Origin of the sequence: Sphingobium salicis subsp. salicis (genome assembly GCF_049472635.1) — a bacterium.
Taxonomy (GTDB): Bacteria; Pseudomonadota; Alphaproteobacteria; order Sphingomonadales; family Sphingomonadaceae; genus Sphingobium; species Sphingobium yanoikuyae_A.
In genome coordinates, this window is the sequence record NZ_JAYRCS010000001.1 from 2,654,202 (window position 1) to 2,679,455 (window position 25,254).

At 65.6% G+C, this 25,254-nt stretch carries 21 protein-coding genes; 9 read left to right on the forward strand and 12 right to left on the reverse strand.

The window, feature by feature from the left end:
- Positions 1 to 7: 7 nt before the first annotated feature.
- The 4 genes from VHN57_RS12880 to VHN57_RS12895 all read right to left on the reverse strand — a co-directional run bounded on the left by VHN57_RS12880 (position 8) and on the right by VHN57_RS12895 (position 3,650).
- Positions 8 to 703 (reverse strand): carboxymuconolactone decarboxylase family protein, encoded by a 696-nt coding sequence (locus VHN57_RS12880; RefSeq protein ID WP_278986383.1) that lies wholly within the window; start codon positions 701 to 703, stop codon positions 8 to 10.
- Positions 704 to 786: 83 nt separating this feature from the next.
- Positions 787 to 888, reverse strand: coding sequence for a cytochrome bd-I oxidase subunit CydX (gene cydX, locus VHN57_RS12885; RefSeq protein WP_004207768.1), 102 nt, complete (start codon positions 886 to 888; stop codon positions 787 to 789).
- 11 nt (positions 889 to 899) lie between these two features.
- A complete protein-coding gene (gene cydB, locus VHN57_RS12890; protein WP_278986384.1) occupies positions 900 to 2,045 on the reverse strand; it encodes a cytochrome d ubiquinol oxidase subunit II in 1,146 nt (381 codons plus the stop codon).
- 24 nt (positions 2,046 to 2,069) lie between these two features.
- On the reverse strand, positions 2,070 to 3,650 hold the full coding sequence (locus tag VHN57_RS12895) for a cytochrome ubiquinol oxidase subunit I (protein WP_004207770.1): 1,581 nt from the start codon (positions 3,648 to 3,650) through the stop codon (positions 2,070 to 2,072).
- Positions 3,651 to 3,793: 143 nt separating this feature from the next.
- On the opposite strand from VHN57_RS12895, the gene VHN57_RS12900 reads away from it, so the two are divergent.
- Genes VHN57_RS12900 through VHN57_RS12910 form a run of 3 tightly spaced genes read left to right on the forward strand, consistent with a single transcriptional unit; the run spans position 3,794 to position 7,806 of the window.
- A complete protein-coding gene (locus VHN57_RS12900; protein ID WP_423284079.1) occupies positions 3,794 to 5,308 on the forward strand; it encodes an ATP-binding cassette domain-containing protein in 1,515 nt (504 codons plus the stop codon).
- Positions 5,305 to 6,930, forward strand: coding sequence for an ATP-binding cassette domain-containing protein (locus VHN57_RS12905; protein ID WP_278986387.1), 1,626 nt, complete (start codon positions 5,305 to 5,307; stop codon positions 6,928 to 6,930). Before VHN57_RS12900 ends, VHN57_RS12905 begins: the two co-directional genes overlap by 4 nt.
- Before the next feature lie 54 nt (positions 6,931 to 6,984).
- The gene (locus VHN57_RS12910; protein ID WP_278986389.1) at positions 6,985 to 7,806 is read left to right on the forward strand and encodes a universal stress protein; all 822 of its coding nucleotides are present in this window, start codon (positions 6,985 to 6,987) and stop codon (positions 7,804 to 7,806) included.
- Here the strand turns inward: VHN57_RS12910 and VHN57_RS12915 are convergent.
- The 3 genes from VHN57_RS12915 to VHN57_RS12925 form a co-directional block, all read right to left on the reverse strand.
- Positions 7,803 to 9,539, reverse strand: a complete 1,737-nt coding sequence (locus tag VHN57_RS12915; RefSeq protein ID WP_278986390.1) for an acyl-CoA dehydrogenase — start codon at positions 9,537 to 9,539, stop codon at positions 7,803 to 7,805. The genes VHN57_RS12910 and VHN57_RS12915 overlap by 4 nt on opposite strands.
- Positions 9,540 to 9,642: 103 nt before the next feature.
- Positions 9,643 to 10,236, reverse strand: coding sequence for a TetR/AcrR family transcriptional regulator (locus VHN57_RS12920; protein WP_004207775.1), 594 nt, complete (start codon positions 10,234 to 10,236; stop codon positions 9,643 to 9,645).
- 58 nt (positions 10,237 to 10,294) lie between these two features.
- On the reverse strand, positions 10,295 to 11,221 hold the full coding sequence (locus VHN57_RS12925) for a sugar kinase (protein ID WP_423284082.1): 927 nt from the start codon (positions 11,219 to 11,221) through the stop codon (positions 10,295 to 10,297).
- A gap of 147 nt (positions 11,222 to 11,368) precedes the next feature.
- Between VHN57_RS12925 and VHN57_RS12930 the strand changes: the two genes are divergently transcribed.
- Positions 11,369 to 13,330: a hybrid sensor histidine kinase/response regulator gene (locus VHN57_RS12930; protein ID WP_278987673.1), complete on the forward strand. Its 1,962-nt coding sequence runs from the start codon at positions 11,369 to 11,371 to the stop codon at positions 13,328 to 13,330.
- A gap of 120 nt (positions 13,331 to 13,450) precedes the next feature.
- Entirely contained in the window at positions 13,451 to 14,335 is an 885-nt protein-coding gene (locus VHN57_RS12935) for an alpha/beta fold hydrolase (RefSeq protein WP_423284083.1), read from the forward strand.
- 9 nt (positions 14,336 to 14,344) lie between these two features.
- Here VHN57_RS12935 and VHN57_RS12940 read toward each other — a convergent pair whose 3' ends face one another.
- Entirely contained in the window at positions 14,345 to 15,274 is a 930-nt protein-coding gene (locus VHN57_RS12940; RefSeq protein WP_017502408.1) for an NAD(P)H-dependent flavin oxidoreductase, read from the reverse strand.
- 138 nt (positions 15,275 to 15,412) lie between these two features.
- On the opposite strand from VHN57_RS12940, the gene VHN57_RS12945 reads away from it, so the two are divergent.
- On the forward strand, positions 15,413 to 16,468 hold the full coding sequence (locus VHN57_RS12945; RefSeq protein ID WP_278987675.1) for a hypothetical protein: 1,056 nt from the start codon (positions 15,413 to 15,415) through the stop codon (positions 16,466 to 16,468).
- Positions 16,469 to 16,538: 70 nt separating this feature from the next.
- Here the strand turns inward: VHN57_RS12945 and VHN57_RS12950 are convergent, their stop codons facing one another.
- Positions 16,539 to 17,762 carry a polyhydroxyalkanoate depolymerase gene (locus VHN57_RS12950; protein WP_423284084.1) on the reverse strand — a complete coding sequence of 408 codons (1,224 nt, stop codon included), beginning with the start codon at positions 17,760 to 17,762 and terminating at the stop codon, positions 16,539 to 16,541.
- A 183-nt stretch (positions 17,763 to 17,945) separates the two neighbouring features.
- Between VHN57_RS12950 and VHN57_RS12955 the strand changes: the two genes are divergently transcribed.
- Entirely contained in the window at positions 17,946 to 18,602 is a 657-nt protein-coding gene (locus VHN57_RS12955; RefSeq protein ID WP_004207782.1) for a glutathione S-transferase, read from the forward strand.
- A 43-nt stretch (positions 18,603 to 18,645) separates the two neighbouring features.
- Positions 18,646 to 20,313, forward strand: a complete 1,668-nt coding sequence (locus VHN57_RS12960) for a M28 family metallopeptidase (protein ID WP_423284086.1) — start codon at positions 18,646 to 18,648, stop codon at positions 20,311 to 20,313.
- 40 nt (positions 20,314 to 20,353) lie between these two features.
- Here VHN57_RS12960 and VHN57_RS12965 read toward each other — a convergent pair whose 3' ends face one another.
- The gene (locus VHN57_RS12965; protein ID WP_278988613.1) at positions 20,354 to 21,712 is read right to left on the reverse strand and encodes a glycoside hydrolase family 27 protein; all 1,359 of its coding nucleotides are present in this window, start codon (positions 21,710 to 21,712) and stop codon (positions 20,354 to 20,356) included.
- Positions 21,713 to 22,347: 635 nt separating this feature from the next.
- Here VHN57_RS12965 and thpR point away from each other — a divergent pair.
- Positions 22,348 to 22,905: an RNA 2',3'-cyclic phosphodiesterase gene (thpR, locus tag VHN57_RS12970; RefSeq protein WP_278988714.1), complete on the forward strand. Its 558-nt coding sequence runs from the start codon at positions 22,348 to 22,350 to the stop codon at positions 22,903 to 22,905.
- 24 nt (positions 22,906 to 22,929) lie between these two features.
- On the opposite strand, the gene VHN57_RS12975 is transcribed toward thpR, so the two are convergent.
- A complete protein-coding gene (locus tag VHN57_RS12975) occupies positions 22,930 to 23,466 on the reverse strand; it encodes a superoxide dismutase family protein (RefSeq protein ID WP_278988715.1) in 537 nt (178 codons plus the stop codon).
- Positions 23,467 to 23,955: 489 nt separating this feature from the next.
- Positions 23,956 to 25,032 carry an OmpA family protein gene (locus VHN57_RS12980; RefSeq protein ID WP_159366679.1) on the reverse strand — a complete coding sequence of 359 codons (1,077 nt, stop codon included), beginning with the start codon at positions 25,030 to 25,032 and terminating at the stop codon, positions 23,956 to 23,958.
- Positions 25,033 to 25,254: the final 222 nt, after the last annotated feature.

Here is a 25,254-nt window from a genome sequence, read left to right on the forward strand (position 1 = left end):
GCCGGGCCTATCGGGCGGACAGCCCCTTGTTGCCGCCGTGCAGGCGGAGCTTGAGGCTGTTCTGGTAATAGGCGACGGCCTGATATTGGCCGATCAGCACCGTCAGCTCGATCAATTGCGCCTCGTCCAGACGCGCAGCCAGCACGGCCCAGGTCGCGTCGGCGATCATGGCATCGCCATGCAGTTCCTCGGCGGCGCGTAGGATCGCCCGGTCATGGTCGTTCCAGCCCGGATCGACCGAACCGGTCACGATCCGCTCCACCTCTTCCCGACCGATGCCGGCATGGCGCGCGATCATCACATGCTCGCCCCATTCATAGGGCGCCTGACAAAGCCAGGCGACGCGCAGGATCGCCAGTTCCCGATCGCGCGCGGAAAGCTTGCCTTGCGTCAGCAGTGTGACCCCGACATCGGTCTGCCGGGCGAACAGCGCGGGATGGCGCATCATGGTGCGAATAATTTCGGGCAGGCGCGCCAGCACGGCGGACATGTCGCACTGCCCCTGCGCCTGGGCTTCAGTCACGTCGGTCAGCAAGTCCGCCTCGCGCGCGTCGATGCTTTGGTTGATGGCAATCATCTGCCGGATCAGCGGGTCGAGATCGGCGCTATATTCGTCGATGCTCAGCGCTTCGATGCGGGGCGCATCGCCCAATATCTGGGCATGGCGGCGCGCGATGCGGACGGTTGCAGCCTCTTCGTCCATGCCCTTCCCCTGCGTTCTTCTGGCCGCGATGGGGTGGCGTGACGCCCCGGCCGTGTCAAACCGCCGGGGCGCTATCTGTCAGCTCAATATTCGCCGGGTTCCGAATGGAACTCGTGCCAGACGCCGTTGAGGATGCCGAAGCCGACGGCCAGGCCGACGCCCAATATCCAGGCAAAATACCACATAGGTCGGATCCTTAGTAAAAGTCGGGGTTGAGGCGGATTTCCCGGTCGGTCACCCGGCCGAACATCACTTTGTAGGCCCAGGCCGTGTAGGCCAGCACGATCGGCAGGAAGATGATGGTGCAGATCAGCATGGTGAACAAGGTGCCGTGGCTGGACGAGGCATTCCATGCGGTCAGGCTGGACCCCGGATCGATCGAGCTGGGCAGGATGAAGGGGAACATCGACAGGCCGACGGTGCTGATGATGCCGACATTGGCGATCGACGATCCGGCAAAGACCAGCGTGTCGCGCCGGCCACGAATGCCCAGCAGTGCCAGCACCGGCCCCGCAAAGCCCAGGATCGGCGCCAGCAGCATCCAGGGATGCGCCGCATAATTGTCGAGCCAGGCGCCCGCCGCCGCGACCGCGCCGCCCAGATGCGGGTTGGACGGGCCGTTGGGATCGATCACGCCATCGACGCGATAGCCCATTCCGCTCCAGGCGACGAACAGCCCGCCGATGGCAAACAGCAGGATCGACAGGATCGCTGCGCCCTGACCATAAAGGCGCACGCGCTGCAGCACCCGCCCCTGCGTCTTAAGGCTGAGCCAGCCGGCGCCATGCAGCACCAGCATCGCGACCGAAAGCAGGCCGGTCAGCAGGGTGAAGGGCGTGAACAGGCCCAGCAGCGATCCTTCATAGAACATGCGCAGATCGCCATCGAGACGGAAGGGCGCGCCGACCAGCACATTGCCGACCGCGACGCCGAAGACGAGCGCGGGCACCAGGCCGCCGACGAACAGCGCCCAGTCCCAGCCGGCACGCCAGCGAGCGTCCGGTTTCTTCGAGCGATATTTGAAGCCGACGGGTCGCAGGATCAGCGCCGACAGCACCAGGAACATTGCGAGATAGAAGCCGGAAAAGCTGACGGCATAAACGAAGGGCCAGGCGGCAAAGATGGCGCCGCCGCCCAGGATGAACCAGACCTGATTCCCTTCCCAGGTGGCGCCGACGCTGTTGATGATCATGCGCCGTTCCTCGTCGGTCCGGCCGGCAAAGGGCAGCAAGGCCGCCGATCCCAGGTCAAAGCCGTCGGTAAGGGCGAAGCCGATCAGCAGCACGCCCAGCAGCAGCCACCAGATGACGCGCAGCGTTTCATAATCGAGCGGAATGGTCATTGTCCTAACTCCGGTTGGCGGGCGTCATTCGGCGGGCACGGCGCGGAAATCGGGCGCCGGCTCAGCGGGGCTGTCAGGCCGCCAGGGGACATAGCGTTCCGGCCCCTTGGCGATGGTGGCGAGCATCAGCTTCACCTCGATCACCGCCAGGATACCGTAGAGCAGGGTGAAGCCGATGATGGTGGTCCACAATTGCGGCACCGTCAGGCTGGAGGCGGCAAGGAAGGTCGGCAGCACACCGTCCACCGCCCAGGGCTGGCGCCCGATTTCCGCCACGGCCCAACCGACCTCGATCGCGATCCACGGCATTGGCATCATGAACAGGGCCAGTTTCAGGAACCAGCGCGCATCGAACCGCCGCATCGACGAGAAGGCAAAGGCGGTCGCGAAGAAGGCGATGAAGGCAAAGCCCAGCCCCGCCATGATGCGGAACATCCAGAAGATCGCCGGCACATTGGGCACGGTGCTCCAGGCGGCCTTCTCGATCGTCGCGGCATCGGCCTGGCGCGGATCGGCGATGAAGCGCTTCAGCAGCAGGGCATAGCCCAGATCCGCCTTGTTGCGCTCGAACGCTTCCCGCGCGACCAGGTCGTTGCGATCGACCTTCAGTGTCTCGACCGCATCATAGGCGATGATGCCGGCGGCAATCCGTACCTTGGCGGTGTCGACCAGTTGGTTGATGCCGGTGACTTCGCCGGTCAGGCTGCGGGTGGAGATGAGGCCCAGCACATAAGGCACCTTGATCTCATGCGTGGTCTCGCGCCCGCTGTTGGACGGCAGGCCGAACAGGGTCAGGCCGGCCGGTGCAGGCTCGGTCTGCCACATGCCCTCGATCGCGGCGAGCTTCATCTTCTGGTTCTCGGTCAGCGCATAGCCGCTTTCGTCACCCAGCACGACGACCGACAGCGACGCGGCAAGGCCAAAGGCGGCCGCGACGGTGAAGGAGCGCTTGGCAATGGCGATATGCTTGCCCTTGAGCAGATAGAAGGCCGAGACCCCCAGCACGAACACGCTGGCGCAGACATAGCCGGCGCTGACGGTGTGGACGAATTTCGCCTGGGCGACCGGATTGAAGATCACCGCCATGAAATCGGTCACTTCCATCCGCATCGTCTGCGGGTTGAAGGTCGCGCCGGTGGGATGCTGCATCCAGCCATTGGCGACCAGGATCCAAAGCGCCGACAGGTTCGACCCCAGCGCCACCATGAAGGTGGTGAGCAGATGGCCGCGCTTCGACAGGCGATCCCAGCCGAAGAACATGAGGCCGACGAAGGTCGCCTCCAGGAAGAAGGCCATCAGGCCCTCGATCGCCAGCGGCGCGCCGAAAATGTCGCCGACATAGTGCGAATAATAGGCCCAGTTGGTGCCGAATTCGAACTCCATGGTGAGGCCGGTGGCCACGCCAAGGACGAAGTTGATCCCGAACAGCTTGCCCCAGAAGCGGGTGATATCCCGCCAGATCGGGCGGTCCGTCATGACATAGACGCTTTCCATGATGACGAGCATGAAGGAAAGGCCCAGCGTCAGGGGCACGAACAGGAAATGGTATAAAGCTGTGAGAGCGAATTGCAGCCTGGATAATTCAACGACGGCCATGCTTATCATCGCGACCCCCTTTCTTCCCTGAACCAAGTTGGCTGGCGAAATATGGACGTGACGGCGCTACATCATTGAGACAGATCAAATTATATTCTGCCGCCAAACCTAAATGAATGGGACGCAAGGTCTAGCTAGGGAAAACCGCAGGCATGGGTTGGGTCATCGACATCATCGGCGCCGCTCTTTTCGCGGCGGGACTGGCGCAGGGCGTCAGTGCGCTGGCCGATGGTGCCGCGATCGGCTGGCTGTCGCCGCTGCTGCTATTGGCCGGCGGGCTGGTACGTGCGGCCGGGCTGATGCTGGCCCATGTCCAGGCGATCCGGTCGGCCCAGCGCATCGTCGCCGCGCGGCGATCGACACTGCTGCCCCGGCTGCTCGGCGCACGGCTGGCCCGGCCGCTGCTGGCGGGCGAGAATGCGACGTTGGCGATCGACCATCTCGCCGCGATCGAGGCGCATGGCGCCCGCTTCCTGCCCATCCGCAAGGCGGCGGTGCTGGGGCCGCTGCTGGTGGCGGCGATCGTCGCGACCGCAAGCTGGGTTTGCGCCGCGATCATGCTGGCGACCTTGATCCCCTTCGCCTTCGGCATGGTGCTGGCGGGCACGGCGGCGCGGGCGGCGGCCGAGCGGCAACTGGCGGCCTTGGCCGAATTGTCGGGCCTGTTCGTCGACCGGCTGCGCGCGCTGCCGCTGATCCGTCACCATGGCGCGCAGGTGCGGATCAGCCGGCAGGTGGCGGGCGCCGCGCAGGAGGTGGCGACCCGCACCGGCGCGGTGCTGCGCGTCGCCTTCCTGTCGGGGGCCGTGCTGGAATTTTTCGCGGCGCTCTCGGTGGCGCTGGTCGCGGTCTATTGCGGCTTTGCCCTGCTTGGCCTGCTGCCCTTCCCCGCCCCCGAAACACTGGACCTGCGCGCCGCGCTGTTCGCGCTGGCGCTGGCGCCGGAATTCTATCTGCCGATGCGCCGGCTGGCCGCGGCCTATCATGACAAGCAGATGGGCGAAGCGGCGGACAAGGCAATCGCTGCCGCCCTGCCGGACGTGGAGGCCGCGCCGCGTCCTGCAAGTGCGCCGTTCGATGGCCTCCATCTCAGGGATTTGCGGATCGGCATCGGCTCGGGGATCGGCCCGGTCAGCCTGACACTCAAGCCGCATGACCTGATCGCCCTCACCGGCCCGACCGGCAGCGGCAAGACCAGCATGCTCGCCGCGATCGCCGGACAGATTGATCCGGCCTCGGGCGAACTGACTCCGGTCGATCCCGCGCGCATCGCCTGGGCGGCCCAGCGGCCGCTGCTGCTGCCCGGCAGCCTGGCCGACAATATCGCCCTCGCCCGCCCCGATGCCGACCGAGCGGAGATCGCGCAGGTTGCCGCGCGTGTCGGCTTGATGCCCATGCTGGCCGCGCGGCCCGAAGGGCTGGACCTTGCCATCGATCATCAGGGGGCTGGCCTGTCGGGCGGCGAACGGCGGCGCATCGGCCTCGCCCGCGCCATCCTGTCCGAACGGCCCGTTCTGCTCTGCGATGAACCCACCGCCGATCTGGATGCGGAGAGCGCCGCCGACATCATCGCCCTGCTGGTCGCCTTGTCAGCCGAGCGGGCGATCCTGGTCGCCACCCACGATCATCGCCTGACTGCTGCCGCGCGGATGGAGGTGATGCTGTGAACCTGATCCGGATCGCGCTCGACAAGGCGACAGGCTCCGCGATGCTGCTGCGCCGGGCGACGCTGTGCGCCGTCATTGCGGCGCTGGCCGGCATTGCGTTGCTCGCGCTGGCCGGCTGGTTCCTGACCGCCGCCGCCATGGCCGGCGCTGCCGGCACCCTCGCCGTGCAGGCGTTCAACTATCTGGTGCCCAGCGCCGCGATCCGGCTGCTCGCCATATTGCGCACCGTCTCGCGCTATGGCGAACGGCTCTGGTCGCATCGCGCCGCGCTCGAAGCCATGGGCGGCCTGCGCGCCAGCCTGTTCGCGCGCCTCGCCGCGCAGGACAGCCGCACCGCCCTGCCCTTGTCCAGCGGCGACGCCGCCGCGCGGCTGACCGGCGACATTGACGCGCTGGAGGATCTGGTGGTGCGCCGCCCCAGCCGGATCGCCGGATTGATGGCGGCGCTGGCCGGCGTGATGCTGGCGGCGAGCGGCGGCTGGCTGTCGGCCCTGCTGCTGGCGGTCATGCTCGCCGCCTTGCCGCTCTTGCTGCGCAGCCTCGCCCGCCGCCTGACCGAAGGCCCCGCACAGCAGGCCGCCGATGCGCTCGGCGCGCTCCGCGCGCGCTATGTCGAACTGGCGAGCGCCCGCTCGGAAATCGCGGCCTATGGGCTGGGGGATCGGGTGATGGCCGAACTGGCACCGCTCACGCGCCGGCTCGACCGGGCGCGCGCCCGCCTGTTCATCGGCGAAGGCGTGCAGGCCGCCCTGCTCGCGGCCTATAGCGCGCTAGCGGTCATGCTGGTGCTGCTCGGCGCCGACGCCCCCGCGCCGCTGGTCGCGCTTGCCTTGCTGGCCAGCGCCGGCGCGGTGGAGGCGATGGCCGGGCTGTCACGCACCGCCTTCCGCCAGGCCAGCGTCGATGCCGGCCTTGCCCGGCTGGCCGCGCTTGATGCACTGCCGCTGGACGATGCGCCTGCGCCATTCACCGCGACAGCCCAAGTCATCCGATTGGGCGACGTCGAATTGTGCCCCGGTGCGCGCGTCGCCATCACCGGCCGCTCCGGTTCGGGCAAGAGCCTGCTTGCGGAGGGACTGGCAGGGCTTCGCCCGATAACGGCCGATGCGGCGCTTGGCAGCCATCTGCTGGCAGCCTGCTGCGGGGCGGAGCTACACGACCAGTTCGCCCTTTCGCCCCAGGATGCGCCGATGCTGGCCGGCAGCATCGCCGACAATCTGCGGCTCGCACGGCCCGGCATCGATGCAGCCGACATGGCCGATGCGCTGCATGTCGCCTGCCTCGACCAGCGCATCGCCAGCCTGCCCGGCGGGATCGACTATCGGCTGGGCGAAGCCGGCGGCACCTTGTCGGGCGGCGAACGCAAGCGGCTGTCGCTGGCACGCGCGCTGCTGACCGGTCGTCCCTGGCTGTTGCTGGACGAGCCGACCGAGGGGCTGGACGCCGCGACCGAGGCGCTTCTGATCAGCCGGCTGCGCATCTGGCTCGACCGGACCGGCACCGGCCTGATCCTGATTTCGCACCGCCCCGCGCCACTCACGCTGACCGACCGACAGGTGCCGGTGTCTGCAATCGCCCCCCTGCCGGGCCAGGGTCTACCCGGAGTGGCAAGCGCGGCGTGAGGATGATAGGCTTTGTCTTGCAAGCGCTTAGCCACCGCCCGACACAAGAGGGAGATGTTCGTGCCGCCAACCATCCTCATCGCCACCGATCTGACCGCCCGCAGCGACCGGGCCTTTGACCGGGCCGTCGAACTGGCGACCGACCTGGGCGGCACGCTGCTGGTCGCCCATGCGCTGGACAAGGGCGATGCCGCCCATGTCGCCCGCGCCTCCGATCGCGCCAAACGGGTCATCGCCAAGCTGACCGAGGGCGTCCCCGCGCCGGTCGAACCAGTGCTGATCCAGGGCCGCGCGCCCGAAACCATCGCGGAACTGGGCAAGGAGCGGGGCAGCGCGGTGATCGTCGTCGGCCCGGCCCGCCACAATCATGTCGGCGACTTCATCCTGGGCACTGCGGTCGACTATCTGGTCCGGCGTTCGCCCGTGCCGGTGCTGGTGGTCAAGGAACGGCCGCGCCATCCCTATCGGCGCATCCTGATCGCGACCGACTTTTCCGACTGTTCGCTCCATGCCGTGCAGATGACGGCCATGCTGTTTCCCAAGGCGCGGCTCGATCTGGTCCATGTCTATGATGGCGGCTTTCCGTCCCGCCTCGATCCCGACCAGACCTTGGCCTTCGCCCGGTCGGAAGCGGAACGGGAAAGCGCCGAATTTGCCGCGCGTCCGGAACTGGCCGGCCAAGCCCGCCCCTTCCAGGTCGAACTGATCGAGGGTCGCGCCGGCGAGGTGCTGCCGACCCTGATCGCACAACGCGATATCGACCTGCTGGTGCTGGGCGCCCATGGTCGCAGCGGCTTCGTTCATGCGCTGATCGGCAGCCGCGCCTCCGAATTGCTCGAAGGCGCGCCCTGCGACGTGTTGATGGTGCGCGATTAGAAGGCGTCGATCTCCAGCGCCATGATCGACGCTTCCCCGGCGGCGATCGTGGCGGCCAGGCCCTGCGCCTGCGGCAGGACGCGCAGCGCGAAATAGTCGGCCAGCTTCAGCTTCGCCTGATGCAGCGGGCTGTTGCCCTGCGCGGCCGCCTGCGCCATCCGGGTCCACATCCAGCCCATCGACACCAGCGCGAACAGGCGCAGATAATCGACAGCCGCCGCGCCGGCTGCATCCGTGTCCGCGCCCTGCAGGGCCGCCGTCGCCGTGCGCAGCGCGTCGAGCGCCGTGCAGGTGCTGCGCGCGATCACGCTCTCACCGGCTGCTTCCACATCGGCCGCGATCAGGGCAAAATAGCCTTCGACCACCGCGCCGCCCGCCATCGGCAGCTTGCGCCCGACCAGGTCCGCCGCCTGCACGCCATTGGTGCCTTCATAGATCTGAGCGATGCGCGCATCGCGCACATATTGTTCCATGCCCCATTCGCGGATGTAGCCATGGCCGCCAAAGACCTGCTGCGCCTGCACCGCGCTTTCGAATCCGAAATCGGTGAAGGACGCCTTCACCACCGGGGTCAGCAGCGCCACCAGCGCGTCGGCCCTGGCCCGTTCGCCGGCATCGGCATGATGCTGCGACCGGTCATGCTGCAGCGCGGTCCAGCCCGCCAGCGCGCGCCCGGCCTCCACGAAACTGCGGATATTGAGCAGCATCCGGCGGACATCGGCATGTTCGATGATGGCCACCGGCGCGCGCTGATTATCCGCGCTGCGGCCCTGCAGCCGTTCCTTGGCATAGCCCGCCGCCTGCTGATAGGCAGCGCCAGCAATGCCCAACCCCTGGATGCCGACCATCAGCCGCTCGGCATTCATCATCGTGAACATGGCGGCCAGGCCGCGATGCGCCTCACCCACCAGCCAGCCGGTCGCGCCGTCATAATTCATGACGCAGGTCGGCTGGGCATGGATGCCCATCTTCTTCTCCAGCGCGCCGACCGACATGCTGTTGCGCTGATCGAAGGCGCCATCCGCGCCGGGCAGGAATTTGGGCACCAGGAACAGGCTAATCCCCTTCACCCCGGCCGGTGCATCGGGCAGGCGCGCCAGCACCAGATGGACGATATTGCCGCCAAAATCATGGTCGCCCGACGAGATGAAGATCTTCGTGCCGGTCACCGCATAGCGGCCATCGCCCTGCGGCTCGGCCTTGGTCTTCAGCAAAGCAAGGTCGGTGCCGGCACTGCTTTCGGTCAGCGCCATCGCGCCGGTCCATTCGCCGCTCACCATACGCGACAAATAGGTCGCCTTCAGTTCTTCGCTGGCATGGGCGGCGATCGCCTCGCACGCGCCGCGGGTCAGGCCGGGGAACAGGCCAAAGGACAGGTTCGCGGCCGACAGCATCTCGTCCAGCCACAGCTGCAGGATGAAGGGCAGCCCCTGCCCGCCATGGTCGGGATCGGCCGACAGCGCCGCCCAGCCGGCATCGGCAAAGTCGCGATAGGCCTGGGCAAAGCCGGGCGGCGTCCGCACCGCGCCGTCGATCAACTGGCTGCCATGCTCGTCGCCTTCGCGGTTGAGCGGCGCCAGGCGCTCGGCGCACATGCGCCCGGCCTCGTCCAGCACGGTCACGGCCAGGTCGGCGTCGACATCCTTGTTCAGCTCCGCCATCGCCTGGTCGAAGCCAAGCACCTCGCTCAGCAGGAAGCGATAATCGTCGATCGGCGGAACATAGCTGTACATCGAACCTCTCCAAATTTGCTGCGGATCAGCTATACCAAACATCTGTTACAGTCAAACGCACACGGCATCCTTGCCGCTGGGACGCGCGCCGCTGATGCCCTGACTATAACCGATCGTGGCGAAAAATGGCGACGATCTGCGCGGCGATCTGCGCCCGCGTCAGCCGGCCATCGCGATACCAGTCGGCCGCCGAATTGAGCTGGCTGAGCAGCAACGTGCGATAGAGCGAACGGTCGATGTCGGCCGGCAGCGGCAGCGCCGCCACCAGATCCCGAAACAATTGCTCGAACCGGTCGCGGCGCGCGACAAGCTGGTCGCGCACCGGGTCCGGCACCGCGCGAAAATCATTCATCATCGGCATGGTCAGCGAATCCGCCGCCAACTGGATATCCAGCAGGCTGGCGCAGGCCGCCTCCAGCCGCGCCCAGGGATCGGCCTGCGTCGCGACCGCCGCCGCGATCCGCGCCTCGGCCGCATCCAGCGCGCCATTATGCAGTTCGACGAACAGCGCGTCCTTCGACTTGATATGGTGGTAGAGCGATCCGCCCAACACCCCGGCCTGCTCGCCAATGTCGCGCATCGACGTGCCGCGATAGCCCTTGCGCGCAAAAAGCTGCGCGGCAATTTCCAATATCTGGCGGCGGCGGCCCGATCCTTCGTCGCGCCCGCCCGCCGATGCGGCATCCCCGATCGTCATGTCAGCGCGCTAGCACAGGGCGTGACCACAGGCCACGTCCCGTGCGATCGCTCCCGGCTCAGGCCGGCACCTTCTGGCCATAGGGCGCATCGGCGTCGCGCGCCGGGATCGCGCCGCGCCGACCGATATTCCACCCGGCCAGACGATGTCCGGCCAATGCCGCCTCTGCCGGCTCCGCGCCGGCCAGCCGCGCATGCAGATAGCCGCCATTGAAGGCATCGCCCGCACCGCTCGAATCCACGACATCGACGCGCGCCGGCGGCGGCACCGGCGCGCCACCGACCAGACAGCCTTCGGCGCCCAGCTTGACCACGATCTCGCGGCCCTCACCGGCGCCCCAACGGGCCGCGGCGTCGGCGGCATCATCCGCCTCGCCCATTTCGACCTCGTCCGCCAGGGTCGGCAACCCGATGTCGCACAGCGCGATCGCCCGGTCGCGCCACGCCCGCGCGGTCGCGGCGTCGCTCCACAGGCGCGGCCGGTAATTGCCGTCGAAGGCGATCCGGCCGCCCCCTGCCTTCACCCGTTCGCACAGTGCCAGCAGCGCCTCGCGGCCGGCATCGGGCAGGATGGCCAGGGTGATGAGCGAAAAATAGAGCAGGTCCGACTGGGCGGCGGCATCAACCATGGCGCCGCTTTCGGGCAGGTCGAACATCGCCCGCGCCGCCGCTTCGCCGCGCCAATAATGGAAGCTGCGCTCGCCGGTCTCATCCGTCTCGATCGCATAGAGGCCGGTGGTCCGGCCGGGCGTGCCGATCAGCAGGCCGGTATCGACGCCTTCCGCTTCCCAAGCCTTGCGCAGATCCTCGCTCATCGGATCGGCGCCGATCGCGCTGGCAAAGCGCACCTTGTCACCCGCACGGGCCAAGTGGATCGCGGTGTTGATGACATCGCCACCATAGCGCAGGTTCCAGCCATCGCCGCTGCCCCGGCTCAGTTCCAGCATTGCCTCGCCGATGACGGTGATAGTCGCGTCGCTTGCCATGTGATCCTCTCTGATTGCAGCAGCGTCGTGCGGGGCCTGCCCCATGAAGTCAAGCCGTTGCGATCCCGTCCCATATGGAGGAACAGATTGCTTCGTGCCGCGTTTGCCATAGGCAAAGATACAGGATCGAAAATGTCAGGGGCGGAAATGGGGACGACAGAGACAGGCCAGCCGGTCAACCGGTTTGAATTGCTGATCCAGAGCGTCACCGACTATGCGATCTTCATGCTCGATCCAGCCGGCTTCGTCGTCAGCTGGAACAGCGGGGCGCAGCGCATCAAGGGGTACAGCGCCGACGAGATTATCGGCCAGCATTTCTCCGCTTTCTATACAGAGGAGGACCGCGCCACCCATGTGCCCGCCGCGGTGCTGCGCACCGCCGAGGTCGAAGGGCGGTTCGAAGCGGAAGGCTGGCGCCTGCGCAAGGATGGCACCCGTTTCTGGGCCAATGTGGTGATCGATCCGATCCGCGACCCCGCCGGCCATCTGCTCGGCTTTGCCAAGGTTACCCGCGACCTGACCGAACGCCGCGCCGCGCAGGAGGAACTGCGCCGCAGCGAAGAGCGCTTCCGCCTGCTGGTGCAGAGCGTCACCGACTATGCCATCTACATGATCGACCCGGTCGGCACGATCACCAGCTGGAACAGCGGCGCCGAACGGTTCAAGGGCTATAGCGCCGAAGAGATTATGGGCCAGAATTTCGCCCGCTTCTATTCGGAGGAAGACCGCATGGCGGGCCTCCCCTCCCGCGCGCTCGACACCGCCCAGCGCGAAGGCCGGTTCGAGGCGGAGGGCTGGCGCATCCGCAAGGATGGAACCCGTTTCTGGGCCAGCGTCGTGATCGATCCGATCCGCGATCCGGCCGGCGAACTGCTGGGCTTTGCCAAGATCACCCGCGACCTCACCGAACGGCGCCAGGCGGCCCAGGCGCTGGAGCAGGCGCGCGAGGCGATCTTCCAGAGCCAGAAGATGGACGCCATCGGCAAGCTGACCGGCGGTGTCGCCCATGATTTCAACAATCTTCTGGCCGTGATCGTCGGCAGCCTCGATCTCGCGCGGCAGCGTCTTGCGGCCGGCGCCGACATCAGCCGCTATCTCGACAATGCCATGACCGCCGCCGATCGCGGCGCCACCCTGACCCAGCGGATGCTCGCCTTTGCCCGCAAGCAGGAACTCAAGCTGGAACAGGTCGATTGCATCGGCCTGATCCATGGCATGGCCGATCTGCTCAAGACCACCATCGGCAGCAGCGTCGCGATCGAGACGCGCTTCCCGCTGTCGCTGCGCCCGGCCCATGCCGACCCGGCCCAACTGGAACTGGCGCTGATCAACCTGGCAGTCAATGCGCGCGACGCCATGCCCGACGGAGGCCGCCTCTTGATCGAGGGCAGCGAGATTACCCTGGCGCTGGGTGACCAGCCCGATCTCGCCGCGGGCAGCTTCATCCGACTGACCGTCACGGACGAAGGCGAAGGCATGGACGAGGCGACGCTGGCCCGCGCCCGCGAACCCTTCTTCACCACCAAGGGGGTGGGCAAGGGAACCGGCCTTGGCCTGTCGATGATCCACGGCTTCACCCAGCAATGTGGTGGCGCGATGACCATCGCCAGCCAGCCCGGCAAGGGGACCAGCGTGTCCATCTGGCTACCCGTCGCCCTGACCGACGCCAGCAACGAGCGGACGGCTATCCCGTGCGAACCGGACGATCTGGAAACCGAACCGCTGGTCATCCTGGCGGTCGATGATGACGATCTGGTGCTGACCAATACCGCCGGCATGCTGGAAACGATGGGCCATACCGTGTTCCAGGCCGGATCGGGGCGGGAAGCGCTGCACATGCTGGAGCAGGGGCGCATCGACCTGGTCGTCACCGATCATGCCATGCCCGGCATGACCGGCGCGCAACTGGCCGACGCGATCGAGCAGGCCTATCCAGATCTGCCCGTGCTCATCATCACCGGCTATGCCGAACTGCCCGCCGATGCCAGCCGTCGCCTGCGCCTCGACAAGCCTTTCCGCCAGGCGGAACTGGCGATGATGGTGCATCGCATCCGCCACGACAGCGCTCTCCGCCGACTGGTTCCCATCGGCACGGACAGCCATCCCTAAAGTCTTACCCGACAATATGTGACAGAATTTCACATATTTTCTTGGCCTTATGTCTTGCCATCGTCATGCGCATGGCCGATGGCGATTATATCCTGACCGCCAGCAACTCCACAGGATCGCATGAACAAAGCCACACAGCCGACGCCGACATCGCATTTCTTCACATCCCTGCGGACGCGGCTTCACTATCTCGACTGGGGCAATCCGTCGGCGCCGCCGCTGATCCTGGTCCATGGCGGTTTCGACCATGCACGCAGCTGGGACTGGACCGCCCGTGCGCTCGCCCGCGATTATCATGTCATCTGCCCCGACCTGCGCGGCCATGGCGACAGCGGCTGGTCGTCGGACGGCCCCTACATGATGGCCAATTATGTCTATGACCTGGCCCAACTGGTCGAATTGCTCGATCGCCGGCCGGTCACCATCGTCGGCCATTCGCTCGGCGGATCGATCAGCCTGCGCTACACCGGCCTCTACCCCGAAAGCGTCGCGCGCGTGGTCGCGATCGAGGGGCTGGGCCTGTCGCCCGACCGCATCGCCGAACAGGCAAAACGCAGTACCGAAGAGACATGGAAGGGCTGGATCGACACCCGTCGCACCAATGCCCGCCGCTCGCCGCGCCATTATGCCACGATCGAGGCCGCGGTCGCCCGCATGCGCGAACGCAACGACCATCTGTCGGTCGAACAGGCGCTACACCTCACCCTCCACGGCGTGAACCGGAACGAGGATGGCAGCTATAGCTGGAAGTTCGACCCCTATCTGCACGGCGCCGCGCCCCAGGCCGGCACGGACGAAAATCTGCCCGACTTCTGGCGCCGCATCACCTGCCCGACGCTGCTGTGCCTCGGCCTCGACAGCTGGGCGTCAAACCCGGTCAAGGATGGCCGCATCGCCCATTTCCAGCAGGCCCGGCTGGTGGAATTTCCCCATGCCGGCCACTGGCTGCATCACGACCAGTTCGAGATGTTCATCAAGGAACTGCGCGTCTTCCTGGCGGAATGAGGTACGGCCTCAGGCCATGAAGCCTGAAACCGCCGCCTGATATTCCGCCTTCAGCTGGGCGATGAAGGCGCCCGCCGGCTGCACCGCCTTGATCGCGCCGATGCCCTGACCCGCGCCCCACACGTCGCGCCACGCCTTCTTGTCGCCGGCCAGGCTGGCGAAATCCATGTCGGCCGCCTTGGGCAGCTTGTCCGGGTCCAGCCCCGACGCGACGATGCTGGGGCGCAGATAATTGCCCAGCACCCCGGTGAAGACGTCGGAATAGACGATGTCGGCCGACGCGCTGTCGACGATCATGTCCTTGTAGGCGTCGAGCGCATTCGCCTCGGTCGTGGCGATGAAGGGCGACCCCATATAGCCAAGGTCCGCGCCCATCATTCGCGCCGCCGCGATCGACCGGCCGGTCGCGATCGCGCCCGACAGCGCCAGCGGCCCGTCGAACCATTCGCGGATTTCCTGAACCAGGGCAAAGGGCGACAGCGTGCCGGCATGACCACCCGCCCCCGCCGCCACCGCGATCAGGCCATCGGCGCCCTTCTCGATCGCCTTCCTGGCAAAGACATTGTTGATGACGTCGTGCAGCACGATGCCGCCATAGCTGTGGATCGCCTCATTCACCTTCTCCTGCGCACCCAGCGAGGTAATGACGATCGGCACCTTATATTTGACGCACAGCGCCAGATCCTCTTCCAGCCGCGCATTGGTGCGATGGACGATCAGGTTGACGGCGAAGGGCGCATCCTGATCGGTCAGTTCCGCCCCCAGTTGCTGCAACCAGGCCTCGAACGTGCCGGACGGGCGCGCATTGAGCGACGGAAAGGCGCCGACGATGCCGGCACGGCACTGAGCGATCACCAGTTCCGGCTGCGAGATGATGAACATCGGCGACCCGATCAGCGGCAGGGACAAACGGCCTTGAAGCGAAGCCGGCAGGGTCATGATCGGGGTCTCTCCTTTATCTGTCCTAACCGCGCTATCATCGCTCCGCGCCCGGAAAAAGGCCAAAATCAACCGTATTGCTCAAGCAATACAGTGATGCTATGATCCCGATCCAGGCCCGACAAGGAGTGCCCCAGAATGTATAGCGAGAGCGATCTGCAAGATGCCGTAGCGGCCGGCGCGCTGACGCCCGCCAGCGCCCAGGCGCTGCGCGACCATGTCGCCCGGCTGCGCGCCAGTTCGGTGGATGAGGAACATTTTCGCCTGCTGACCGGCTTCAACGATATTTTCGTCGCCATCGCCTCGGTGATCCTGCTGGTCGCGGTCGCGGGACTCGGCAACGAGATCCACCTTGGCATCACCACCCCGCACCAGCCCTCCTTCGTCTCCGGCCTGTTCGTCGCTGGCACCGCCTGGGGCCTCGCTGAATATTTCACGCGACGCCTGCGCATGGCGCTGCCTTCGATCCTGCTGCTGCTCGCCTTTGTCGGCGGCATCGCCTTCACCGCAGCGCTGCTGATCGGACCGTTGATCCCGGACGCGCAGAATGACGGCGCGGGCCTGGTCGCCTCACTCGCCGGCCTCAGCGCCGCGATCGCCGCCTGGTTCCACTGGCGCCGCTTCATGGTGCCGATCACCGTCGCCGCCGGCGCAGCCGGCGCGGCCGCGATCGTTGGCGGCCTTGCCATGTGGCTGATCCCGTTCAGCCACACCCTGCCCTTCATCCTGCTTCTGATCGCCGGCCTCGCCATCTTCACCCTCGCCATGCGCTGGGACATGAGCGATCCGGGCCGCACCAGCCGCCGCTCCGACGTCGCCTTCTGGCTGCACCTGACCGCAGCACCGATGATCGCCCATTCGCTGTTCCAGTTGCTGGGCATCAGCCATGGGCTGGTCGATGCGGGACAGGCCTTCCTGGTGATCCTGCTCTATCTCGCATTCGGCCTGGTGGCGCTGGCGATCGACCGCCGCGCACTGCTGGTCTCCAGCCTCGCCTACGTCCTCTATGCGCTCTACAGCCTGTTCCAGAAGGTCGGCGCGGTCGAACTGTCCGCCGCGCTCACCGCGCTGGTGATCGGCGGCACGCTGCTGCTGCTCTCGGCCTTCTGGCACCGTGCCCGTGCCGCGATCGTCACCGGCCTGCCGCCGGCGCTCGCCAGCCGCCTGCCCTATCTCAATCGCGCAGCCGCCTGATCAAGCCAACGAAAAGGGGCCGCTTCCTCCACAGGAAGCGGCCCCTTTTTCACATCCATTCCCGATGAGGTCAGTTCATCGCCAGGATCATGTTGCGCACCTGGGGATAGACCTGCTTTTCCCATTTGCTGCCGGAAAAGACGCCATAATGGCCAACGCCCGGCTGCAGATGGTGGCGCTTCAGATGCGGCCGCAGGCCGGTGCAAAGGCCATGGGCGGCCGACGTCTGGCCGACCGCGCAGACATCGTCCTTTTCGCCCTCGACCGTCAGCAGCGCGGTCTTGCGGATCGCGCCGGGGTTTACCGCCCGGCCATGGACCGTCAATTCCCCCTTGGCCAGCAACATGCGCTGGAACACCATGTCGACCGTTTCCAGGTAGAATTCCTTGGTCATGTCGAGGACCGCGAAATATTCCTGGTAGAAGGTCTTGATCTTGTCGGCCTCGATCGTCTTGCCGTCGGCCAGCAGCTGATAGAGTTCGCGATGCTGCGACCCGTGCCGCTCCATGTTCATCGACATGAAGGCGGACAGTTGCAGGAAGCCGGGATAGACCTCGCGCCCGCGCCCGGCATAGCGGAACGGCACGGTGGAGATCAGATTCTCCTCGAACCATTCGATCGGCTTCTCGTTCGCCAGTTCGTTGACCACCGTCGGCGCCGCGCGCGGATCGATCGGCCCGCCCATCAGGGTCATCGACCTGGGCGTCGCCGCATCCTCATCCTCGGACATCAGCGCCACGGCGGCCAGGGCCGGCACACAGGGCTGGCACACCGACACCAGATGGGCGCCGGGGCCGATATCCTGCAGGAACTGGATCACATAATCGACATATTCGTCGAAACCGAAGCGCCCGGCTTCCATCGGCACATCGCGGGCATTCTTCCAGTCGGTGATATAGACGTCATGGTCCTGCAACAGCGTCGCCACCGTGCTGCGCAGCAGGGTTGCGAAATGACCCGACATCGGCGCCACCACCAGCACCTTGGGCTGGGCGGTCTCGACGTCATCCTTCACGAAATGCAGCAGGTCGCCGAACGGCAGGTCGAGTACGATCTCCTCGCGCACCTCGACCTCGGCATTGCCGGTCTGGACACGGTCAATGCCATAGGCGGGGCGCTTGTGGGTCATACGCGCGCCCTGGAACACGTCCATCAGGGCGAACATGCGGCGCGGCATCGGCCAGTCGGCGACCGGACCGATATGGTCGCGCATCGCCAGCGCCATCTGCGCCCCGAAGCGGGCCGGGGCCAGCATGTCTTCCATGGCCTGGTAACCGTCGTAAAGCATTCGCATATTACCAAAACAACCTTGTTCAACCTGGGGGAGACGACTCGGTTCTTCCCTTAAACGCTATACATGCTTTTCATGTTGCACTGCATCATGAATGATGGAAAATAACATTCGGCATACCTGCCAGGGAACCGCCCCTGCGATTTTGCGTTTGGGGGCCGGGAACCGTGTATCGGGAGAGCATGGATGGCCGTCGCGGAACTCACTCTATCCAGCAAGAACTATTCCTCCTGGTCGCTGCGCGGCTGGCTCTTGTGCCGGCTCGCCGGGCTGAAGGTGGAGGAAAGGATCATCGCTATCGATGATCCGGAAAATCGTGCTGAACTGTTGCTCTTGTCGCCATCGGTGCTGGTGCCGCGCCTCACCCATGAAGGGGCGAGCGTCTGGGACACGCTCGCAATCGCGGAATATCTGCACGAACTCTATCCCCAAGTCGGCATGTATCCGGCCGAACGCATCATCCGCGCCCATTGCCGGTCGGTCTCGGGCGAAATTCATTCGGGCTTCGCCAATCTGCGCTCTGCCCTGCCGATGAACCTCAAGGTTCGCCATGACCGCTTCCCGATCTTCTCGGGCGCCAAGCCCGATATCGAGCGGATCGAGACGATCTGGACCGAATGCCTGGACGCCTATGGCGGCCCCTGGCTGTTCGGCGAAAAGCCCACCGTGGCCGACGCCATGTTCGCACCGGTGGCGCAGCGCTTCCTCACCTATGCCGTGCCACTCTCACCCAGGTCGGCGGCCTATTGCGACACCATCAACGGCTGGCCGCTGATGCGCGAATGGATCGACGCCGCCCGCGCCGAACCCGACGATATCGAGGAACTGGATATCGAGTTCTGAAACGGCCCTTTCCCCCGCCCTGTGCGGGGGTTAAGGCACGGGCATGAAACACGCCCTCCCCCTCCTGGCCCTTGGCCTTGCCACCCTGTCCTTCCCCGCCAGCGCCCAGACCGACCCGGCAAAAACCGATCCGGCCAGGCTGGAACAGTCGGTCCGCACCATGGCGTCCGACCTGTTCGAGGGCCGCGCGCCCGGCACCGTGGGGGAAGAGCGGACGATCGGCTATCTCGTCGCCCGCTTCGAGCAACTGGGGTTGGAGCCGGGTGGTCCCGACGGCCAGTGGGTACAGACCGTGCCGCTGCTCCACACCCGCCTTGGCCAGTCGGAAAGCCTGTCGGTCGCGCAAAATGGGGCCGCCCCCCCTTGGACCTTCGGCAAGCAGGTCTATCTCTCGACCCTCCAACCCAAGGACAAGGTCGCCGTCGCCAACGCGCCGATGGTCTTCGTCGGCTATGGCGTATCCGCTCCCGAACGCGGCTGGGACGATTTCAAGGGCGTGGACCTGAAGGGCAAGATCGCCGTTTTCCTGATCAACGACCCGGATTTTGAAGCTACGAAGGGCGAAGACCCGTTCGGCAAGTTCGGCGGCAAGACCATGACCTATTATGGCCGCTGGACCTACAAGTTCGAGGAAGCCGCCCGGCACGGCGCGATCGGCGCGCTGATCATCCATGACACGCCGGGCGCCGGCTATGGCTGGAACGTGGTCGTCAGCCCCAGCGGCGAGAATTACGACCTCGTCCGCCCCGCCGACAAGCTGACCAGCCTGCAGGTGCAGGGCTGGGTCGAGGGTGAGGCCGCCAAGGCCCTGTTCGCCGGCGCCGGTCAGGATCTGGCCGCGCTGCGCAAGCAGGCCCGCTCGGCGAAATTCAAGCCGGTCGAACTCAAGGGGGCCAGCTTCTCCGCCGCCTTCCCGGTCACCCAGGAAGTGGTCAAGAGCGCCAATGTCATCGCCCGCATCCCCGGCGCCAAGCGCCCGGATGAGACGGTCATGTATGGCGCCCATTGGGACGCCTATGGCAAGGGTGCGCCCGACGCGCAGGGTCGCATCTATCGTGCCGGCGCCAATGATGACGCGCTCGGCATGGCCGGCCTGTTCGAGATAGCCCGAACCTTCAAAGCCGGCCCCGCCCCCGATCGCTCGATCGTCTTCGCCGCCTGGACGGCGGAGGAACGCGGCCTGCTGGGGTCGGAATTTTATGCCCAGAACCCGGTCTACCCGCTCGACAAGACGGTCGCGAACCTCACCATCGACGTGCTCCAGACCGCCGGCAAGGCCAAGGACGTGATCCTGATCGGCAAGGGCCAGAATGTGCTGGAGGACGACCTTACCAAATTTGCAGCCAAGCAGGGCCGCGTCATCACTCAGGAAAGCCTGCCCGAACGCGGCCTCTTCTACCGCGCCGACCATTTCTCCATGGCCAAGCGCGGCGTGCCCGTGCTGCTGATGATGGGCCTTGCCGGTGCATCCGACATGGTCGACGGCGGCCGCGCCGCCGGCCAGGCATGGATCGATGCCTATACCGGCAAATGCTATCACCAGGCCTGCGACGCGGTCGACGATACATGGAAGCTGGATGGCGCCGCGCAGGACGTAGACCTGATGTATGACATCGGCCGCGACCTCGCCTTCTCGGCCCGCTGGCCCGAATGGAAAACCGGCTCCGAATTCAAGGCCATCCGCGACAAGAGCGCGGCGGTCCGGAAGTAATCCCCTTCTACTCCCCTCCCTTTTAAGGGAGGGGAGATACTTATGCAGCGCTCAGCCGATACAGTCCCGCCCCATGCGGCGGCAGCGTCACCGATATCCGGTCCGCCTGTTGCTCCAGTGCCTGCCCGTCCCACAGGTCGCGCACCGCCACCGGAGCGTTCAGCCCCAGATCGCGCAGCCTGATCCAGACCTCGCGTGGCTTGTCGCTGACGTTGAACAAGGCGACATAACGGTCCGCGCTCCCTTCCGCCTTCGCCGACCAGATGCGCCCGCCATCCTCGATATAATGGGGCTGATTGTCGGTGCTCGCCTGATTAACCGCGATCACCTCCTTGTTGGTCAGCAACGCCAGCGTCGCCGCGTCCAGATGGCGCAGATCGCCGCCCATGATCAGCGGCGACCGCGCGATCGCCCACAGGGTCATCAGCGTCCGCTGCTCGTCCGGGGTGAAGCGGGTGTCGCGTTCGCCCAGCGCCAGCCGTCCCAGCGGCAGCATGTCCGCATCCGGCCATGATCCCGGCCCGCGGTAGGGCGTCCAATTCTCCAGCCGCGTAAACTGAGCCTCCAGCATCGCCCAGTCATCCCAGAAATCATCGGAAATGCGCCACATCTGCGCATATTTGCGGACATGATCGCCGCGCATCACCGGCGTCTCGCCGGGCGAGAGGCTGAGGATGATCGGCCGCCCGGTCGCAACGATCGCCTTGTGCGCCGCCTCGATCTCCGCCGCATGGGCATCATAGGGCCGGCTCATATCGTCCATCTTGACGAAATCGACGCCCCAGTCGGCATAGAGGCGGAAGATGCTGTCATAATAGGCCTGCGCGCCCGGCCGCGTCATGTCGACGCCATACATGTCCGGGTTCCAGCTACAGATGCTCTTCCTGTCGGCAATGTCCGCCGCGCGATACTTCGTCCCCAAGATCGGCAGATTCTGTTCCACCGCCGCGCGCGGAATGCCACGCATCACATGGATGCCGAATTTCATGCCCAGCGCATGCACATCCTTGGCAAGCTGGGTGAAGCCCTTGCCGCCGGCGCTGGAGGGGAAGCGATTGGGCGCCGGGATCATCCGGCCATAGCCGTCCATCGCCGGCCTGGGCTTGGCATTATAGGTATAGCTCGATGCCTCGGGCTCATACCACTGAATGTCCACGGTGAAGATGTCATAGCCGAAGGGCAGCAGCTTTTCCGCCATGATCCCGGCGGTCTCGCGCGCCTGGGCCTCGGTAATGGTGGTGGCAAAGCTGTTCCAGCTATTCCATCCCATCGGCGGACGCGGCGCCAGCACCGCTTTTCCCGCTTCCGCCGGAACTGCCCCCGCCCGCACTGCGCCAGCAGCCGCAAGCCCCGCCACACCACCCGCGAGCATATCGCGGCGGCTGGCCTTCCATGTCATCCTCATCATTTGTCGGAGTTAATAGGAAGTCAGAGCCGAAATCAACATCCGTTCGTTTCGAGCCTGTCGAGACATCCGGCTCCAAGCCGCCTGGACAAGTGCGCCACCCATCAAAAGACCAAGATGAGCGGCTAGGGGAAACTCCCCTATTTCGTCATGCCAGCGAAGGCTGGCATCTCTCTGTTATTCCCAGAACCCAGAAGGCAGTGAGATCCTCGAAGCGAGGCACGCGCCTCGCTTCGACTTCGCTGGGTGACGGAGTTGGGGTGGCTTACGGCCATCCCACCAACGTCATGCTGAACTTGTTTCAGCATCCATCAAGCCTAACAAGCCATTGGTCTATTGGGAGGAATGGACTCTGAAACAAGTTCAGGGTGACGATGATGGGGATGGGCGGTTCTCGGTCGCTCTAGACCATCCTCCCCTGCAAGGGGAGGTGGCTGGCCGTAGGCCAGACGGAGGGGTATCCCCCTCTCGATAGCGTGACACCCCTCCACCACTTCGTGATCCCCCTCCCCTTGCAGGGGAGGAATTTACAGCCGCTCTTGGTCGTCAGCCGTCAAAGCGCGACGCCGACATTGCGACCATTCACCCCGCCCCTATCCGCAAGCCCCCTTTCTCCCTATCTACTCCTCATGCACCGCCTGTTCGTCGCCATCCATCCGCCTGCCACGATCCGCAGCCAGCTTCTGGCCCAGATGGCCGGCGTTCCCGGCGCGCGCTGGCAGGATGATGGCCAGTTGCACCTGACCCTGCGTTTCATCGGGGAAGTGGATCGTCATCGGGCGGATGATATCGCCGATGCGCTCGCCGGCGTCCGCTTCCAGCCATTCGCCATCGCGCTCGCCGGCACCGGCTATTTCGACCGGCGCGGCGTGGTCGACACCTTATGGGCCGGGGTGCAGCCGCGCGATCCGCTCGCCCATCTTCATGCCAAAGTGGATCGCGCCTGCACATCGACCGGCATCGCGCCCGAAGCCCGCGCCTATCTGCCGCACATCACCCTCGCCCGCTTCAGCCGGCACGGCGGCGATATCGCGCCCTTCCTGGCGCTGCACGCTGGCCTTGCATCGCCCACCTTCACCGTGGACGAATTCAGCCTTTATGAAAGCCGGCTCGGCCATGCCGGCTCCAGCTATCATGCGGTCGAAACCTATCGCGCAGACGGTCATCCCGGCGCCCGCGACGATTGACGCGGACGCCGGGGCAAGCAGGCCTCAGCCGACGCTCAGCACACCACAGGCAACGCGGCCGCCCGCATTGCCGGTCGGGTCGCTCTTATAGTCATCGGCCTGGGCATGGATCACGATGGCCGCGCCATCGGCATCCAGCAGCGGCGTCGCGCCGTCGCTGATCGTGCCGCCCGGCACCACATATTCGATCTCGCCGCTGCCATCGGGCTTGGCCTGCATGTTGGGCATGTCGCCCATATGCATGCCCTGCGGATTATCCTTGCCATGCTGATGGCTGGTCGGGTTCCAATGCCCCCCCGCGCTGGTGAAGTCCGGCCCCGTGCAGACGCCGGTGGTGTGGATATGCACCGCGTGGATGCCCGGCGACAGCCCCTGCGCCTTGACCACGACATGCAGGCCATCGCCCGCCTGAGTGACTACGGCGGTGCCGCGCGCGCTGCCATCGCCAGCGGCCAGCTTGGCCTTGGCGGTCGGCGCGGCGGGCGCGCTCTGGCTGGTCGCGGCACAGGCCGTCACGGCAGCGAGCAAAGGCAGGGCAAGGAACAGGGCGGCGGTCTTCATGGCAAACTCCCGATCACGGAAACAACTGCGCGAACGCGGCAGACGCGTCTTTGTTGCCGATCCGATCCGGTTTGTCATGCCCTTCTGCATATCGTTCGCAATAAAAGCAGGGGGATAGCATGACATCCATGCTGACGCCCCTCCTTCATCGTCCCAAGGAGCCGTCAGGAGGCAATGGCCTGAGATCGCGATGTGTCACATGTCAGGCCGAAGCCCGGTAGCAATCCAGATCGCAGCGTTATCGGTTCGCCCCGGCAAATAGCTGGCCGGTCATGAGCGCAGATATGATCAACCGCCCATGCGCCGATCGTCTACGCTGCCCAGCACATGACATGCCGGACAGATATCCGTTCCACCCGGATCGCGACAGACTCCAACGCACGACAGGTCAGCGCCCGACAAGCCAGTGCGCGCGACGCAGGACAAGAAAAAGGGGCCGATCTTGCGACCGGCCCCTCTTCATATTCCATCCCGAAGGACGGAAATTTCTTACTGACCCGAACCCGGACCGTAGCTGATTTCCACGCGACGGTTCTGGACTTCGCGAACACCGTCGGCGGTGTCGACGCGCGGCTTCGATTCACCGAAGGCCTGGGTGGTCATCACGCCGTCAGGGATACCCTTCGAGGCGAGATAAGCCTTGGCGGCGTCAGCGCGACGCTGCGACAGGCCAACGTTGTACGAGGCTGCGCCCGAACGGTCAGCGTGACCGGCCAGCATGACCTGGGCGTTGCCGCAAGCGCTGTAAGCCGAAACCGCGTTGTCCAGAATGGTGGCGGCGTCAGGCGTGATGTCCGACTTGTCCCATTCGAAGAAGACAATGTACGGCCCAGGCGAGCATTCCGGCGCCGGCGGGGGCGGCGGAGGCGGCGGCGGGGGCGGCGGGGGCGGCGGGGGCGGGGGCGGCGGCGGAGCCGCTTCAACCGGAGCGCCGAAGTTGTAGGTCAGGCCGAGCAGCAGGCTGTGGGTACGCAGCTTGCTGTCCACGCTCGAACCGGCGGGGCCACCAATGGTGGTGTAGGCCGGGATGAGCTTGATGTCGTCCTGGTTGAAGTAGCGATACTTCAGCGAGACGTCGAGGTTGTTGGTCACCGGGTAACGCACGCCGGCGATCGCCTGCCAGGCGAAACCGGTGTCGCTGTCGTTCACCAGGTCGTTGGCCAGCTTGCCACGCGACACGCCGACACCGCCGCCGACGAAGCCCTGCAGGCCATCATCGGGACCGAAGTCGAGCAGGCCGTTCAGCATGAACGAGAGAGCCGACGAAGCGCCGCCGAAGCCGCTCTTGTCGAGATCGACCTTGGCGCGCTTGTAAGCGGCTTCGGCTTCGAGGCGGAAGCCACCGAAGTCGTAACCGATATTCGCGTCGAAATCATAACCCTTGTGGTGGTCAGCCGAAACGGTGTTGCTGGCGGCGCCAGCATTACCGGGGGTGAAGGTGATGTCCTGATCTTCAACGATCATCACGCCGGCGTCGACGCCGACATACCAGCTGTTGTCGCGCGCCAAGGCCGGGGTGGCCAGGGCACTGGTCGCAAGCGCAGCCGCGAGGGCAAGCTTCCGCATTTGAATTCCCCTTTCAAAAGTGTCACGAAGGACTGCTGAAACCATGTATCGGCAAGAAGGTTTCATGGCAAGTCCACAATTCGTGAAACCGTTGCAAAAATAACGCAGTAAGGACATACCCTAGGCTCGCCTCCAAGCTAATACCTACCCCTCTCCATGAAAAGATCGCCGATACTCCAGAATTACATGGAGATCAGTTCATGCCCCTGCAAAACCGCCAAT

What these genes read in the sequence shown, in the direction of transcription:
- VHN57_RS12945 (WP_278987675.1), top strand. Translation starts at nt 15,413, where the DNA reads ATGTATAGCGAGAGCGATCTGCAAGATGCCGTAGCGGCCGGCGCGCTG.
- cydB (WP_278986384.1), bottom strand. Translation starts at nt 2,045, where the DNA reads ATGACCATTCCGCTCGATTATGAAACGCTGCGCGTCATCTGGTGGCTG.
- thpR (WP_278988714.1), top strand. Translation starts at nt 22,348, where the DNA reads ATGCACCGCCTGTTCGTCGCCATCCATCCGCCTGCCACGATCCGCAGC.
- VHN57_RS12950 (WP_423284084.1), bottom strand. Translation starts at nt 17,762, where the DNA reads ATGCGAATGCTTTACGACGGTTACCAGGCCATGGAAGACATGCTGGCC.
- VHN57_RS12925 (WP_423284082.1), bottom strand. Translation starts at nt 11,221, where the DNA reads ATGGCAAGCGACGCGACTATCACCGTCATCGGCGAGGCAATGCTGGAA.
- VHN57_RS12920 (WP_004207775.1), bottom strand. Translation starts at nt 10,236, where the DNA reads ATGACGATCGGGGATGCCGCATCGGCGGGCGGGCGCGACGAAGGATCG.
- VHN57_RS12900 (WP_423284079.1), top strand. Translation starts at nt 3,794, where the DNA reads ATGGGTTGGGTCATCGACATCATCGGCGCCGCTCTTTTCGCGGCGGGA.
- VHN57_RS12895 (WP_004207770.1), bottom strand. Translation starts at nt 3,650, where the DNA reads ATGATAAGCATGGCCGTCGTTGAATTATCCAGGCTGCAATTCGCTCTC.
- VHN57_RS12930 (WP_278987673.1), top strand. Translation starts at nt 11,369, where the DNA reads ATGGGGACGACAGAGACAGGCCAGCCGGTCAACCGGTTTGAATTGCTG.
- VHN57_RS12935 (WP_423284083.1), top strand. Translation starts at nt 13,451, where the DNA reads ATGAACAAAGCCACACAGCCGACGCCGACATCGCATTTCTTCACATCC.
- VHN57_RS12980 (WP_159366679.1), bottom strand. Translation starts at nt 25,032, where the DNA reads ATGCGGAAGCTTGCCCTCGCGGCTGCGCTTGCGACCAGTGCCCTGGCC.
- VHN57_RS12880 (WP_278986383.1), bottom strand. Translation starts at nt 703, where the DNA reads ATGGACGAAGAGGCTGCAACCGTCCGCATCGCGCGCCGCCATGCCCAG.
- cydX (WP_004207768.1), bottom strand. Translation starts at nt 888, where the DNA reads ATGTGGTATTTTGCCTGGATATTGGGCGTCGGCCTGGCCGTCGGCTTC.
- VHN57_RS12960 (WP_423284086.1), top strand. Translation starts at nt 18,646, where the DNA reads ATGAAACACGCCCTCCCCCTCCTGGCCCTTGGCCTTGCCACCCTGTCC.
- VHN57_RS12975 (WP_278988715.1), bottom strand. Translation starts at nt 23,466, where the DNA reads ATGAAGACCGCCGCCCTGTTCCTTGCCCTGCCTTTGCTCGCTGCCGTG.
- VHN57_RS12965 (WP_278988613.1), bottom strand. Translation starts at nt 21,712, where the DNA reads ATGACATGGAAGGCCAGCCGCCGCGATATGCTCGCGGGTGGTGTGGCG.
- VHN57_RS12955 (WP_004207782.1), top strand. Translation starts at nt 17,946, where the DNA reads ATGGCCGTCGCGGAACTCACTCTATCCAGCAAGAACTATTCCTCCTGG.
- VHN57_RS12915 (WP_278986390.1), bottom strand. Translation starts at nt 9,539, where the DNA reads ATGTACAGCTATGTTCCGCCGATCGACGATTATCGCTTCCTGCTGAGC.
- VHN57_RS12940 (WP_017502408.1), bottom strand. Translation starts at nt 15,274, where the DNA reads ATGACCCTGCCGGCTTCGCTTCAAGGCCGTTTGTCCCTGCCGCTGATC.
- VHN57_RS12910 (WP_278986389.1), top strand. Translation starts at nt 6,985, where the DNA reads ATGTTCGTGCCGCCAACCATCCTCATCGCCACCGATCTGACCGCCCGC.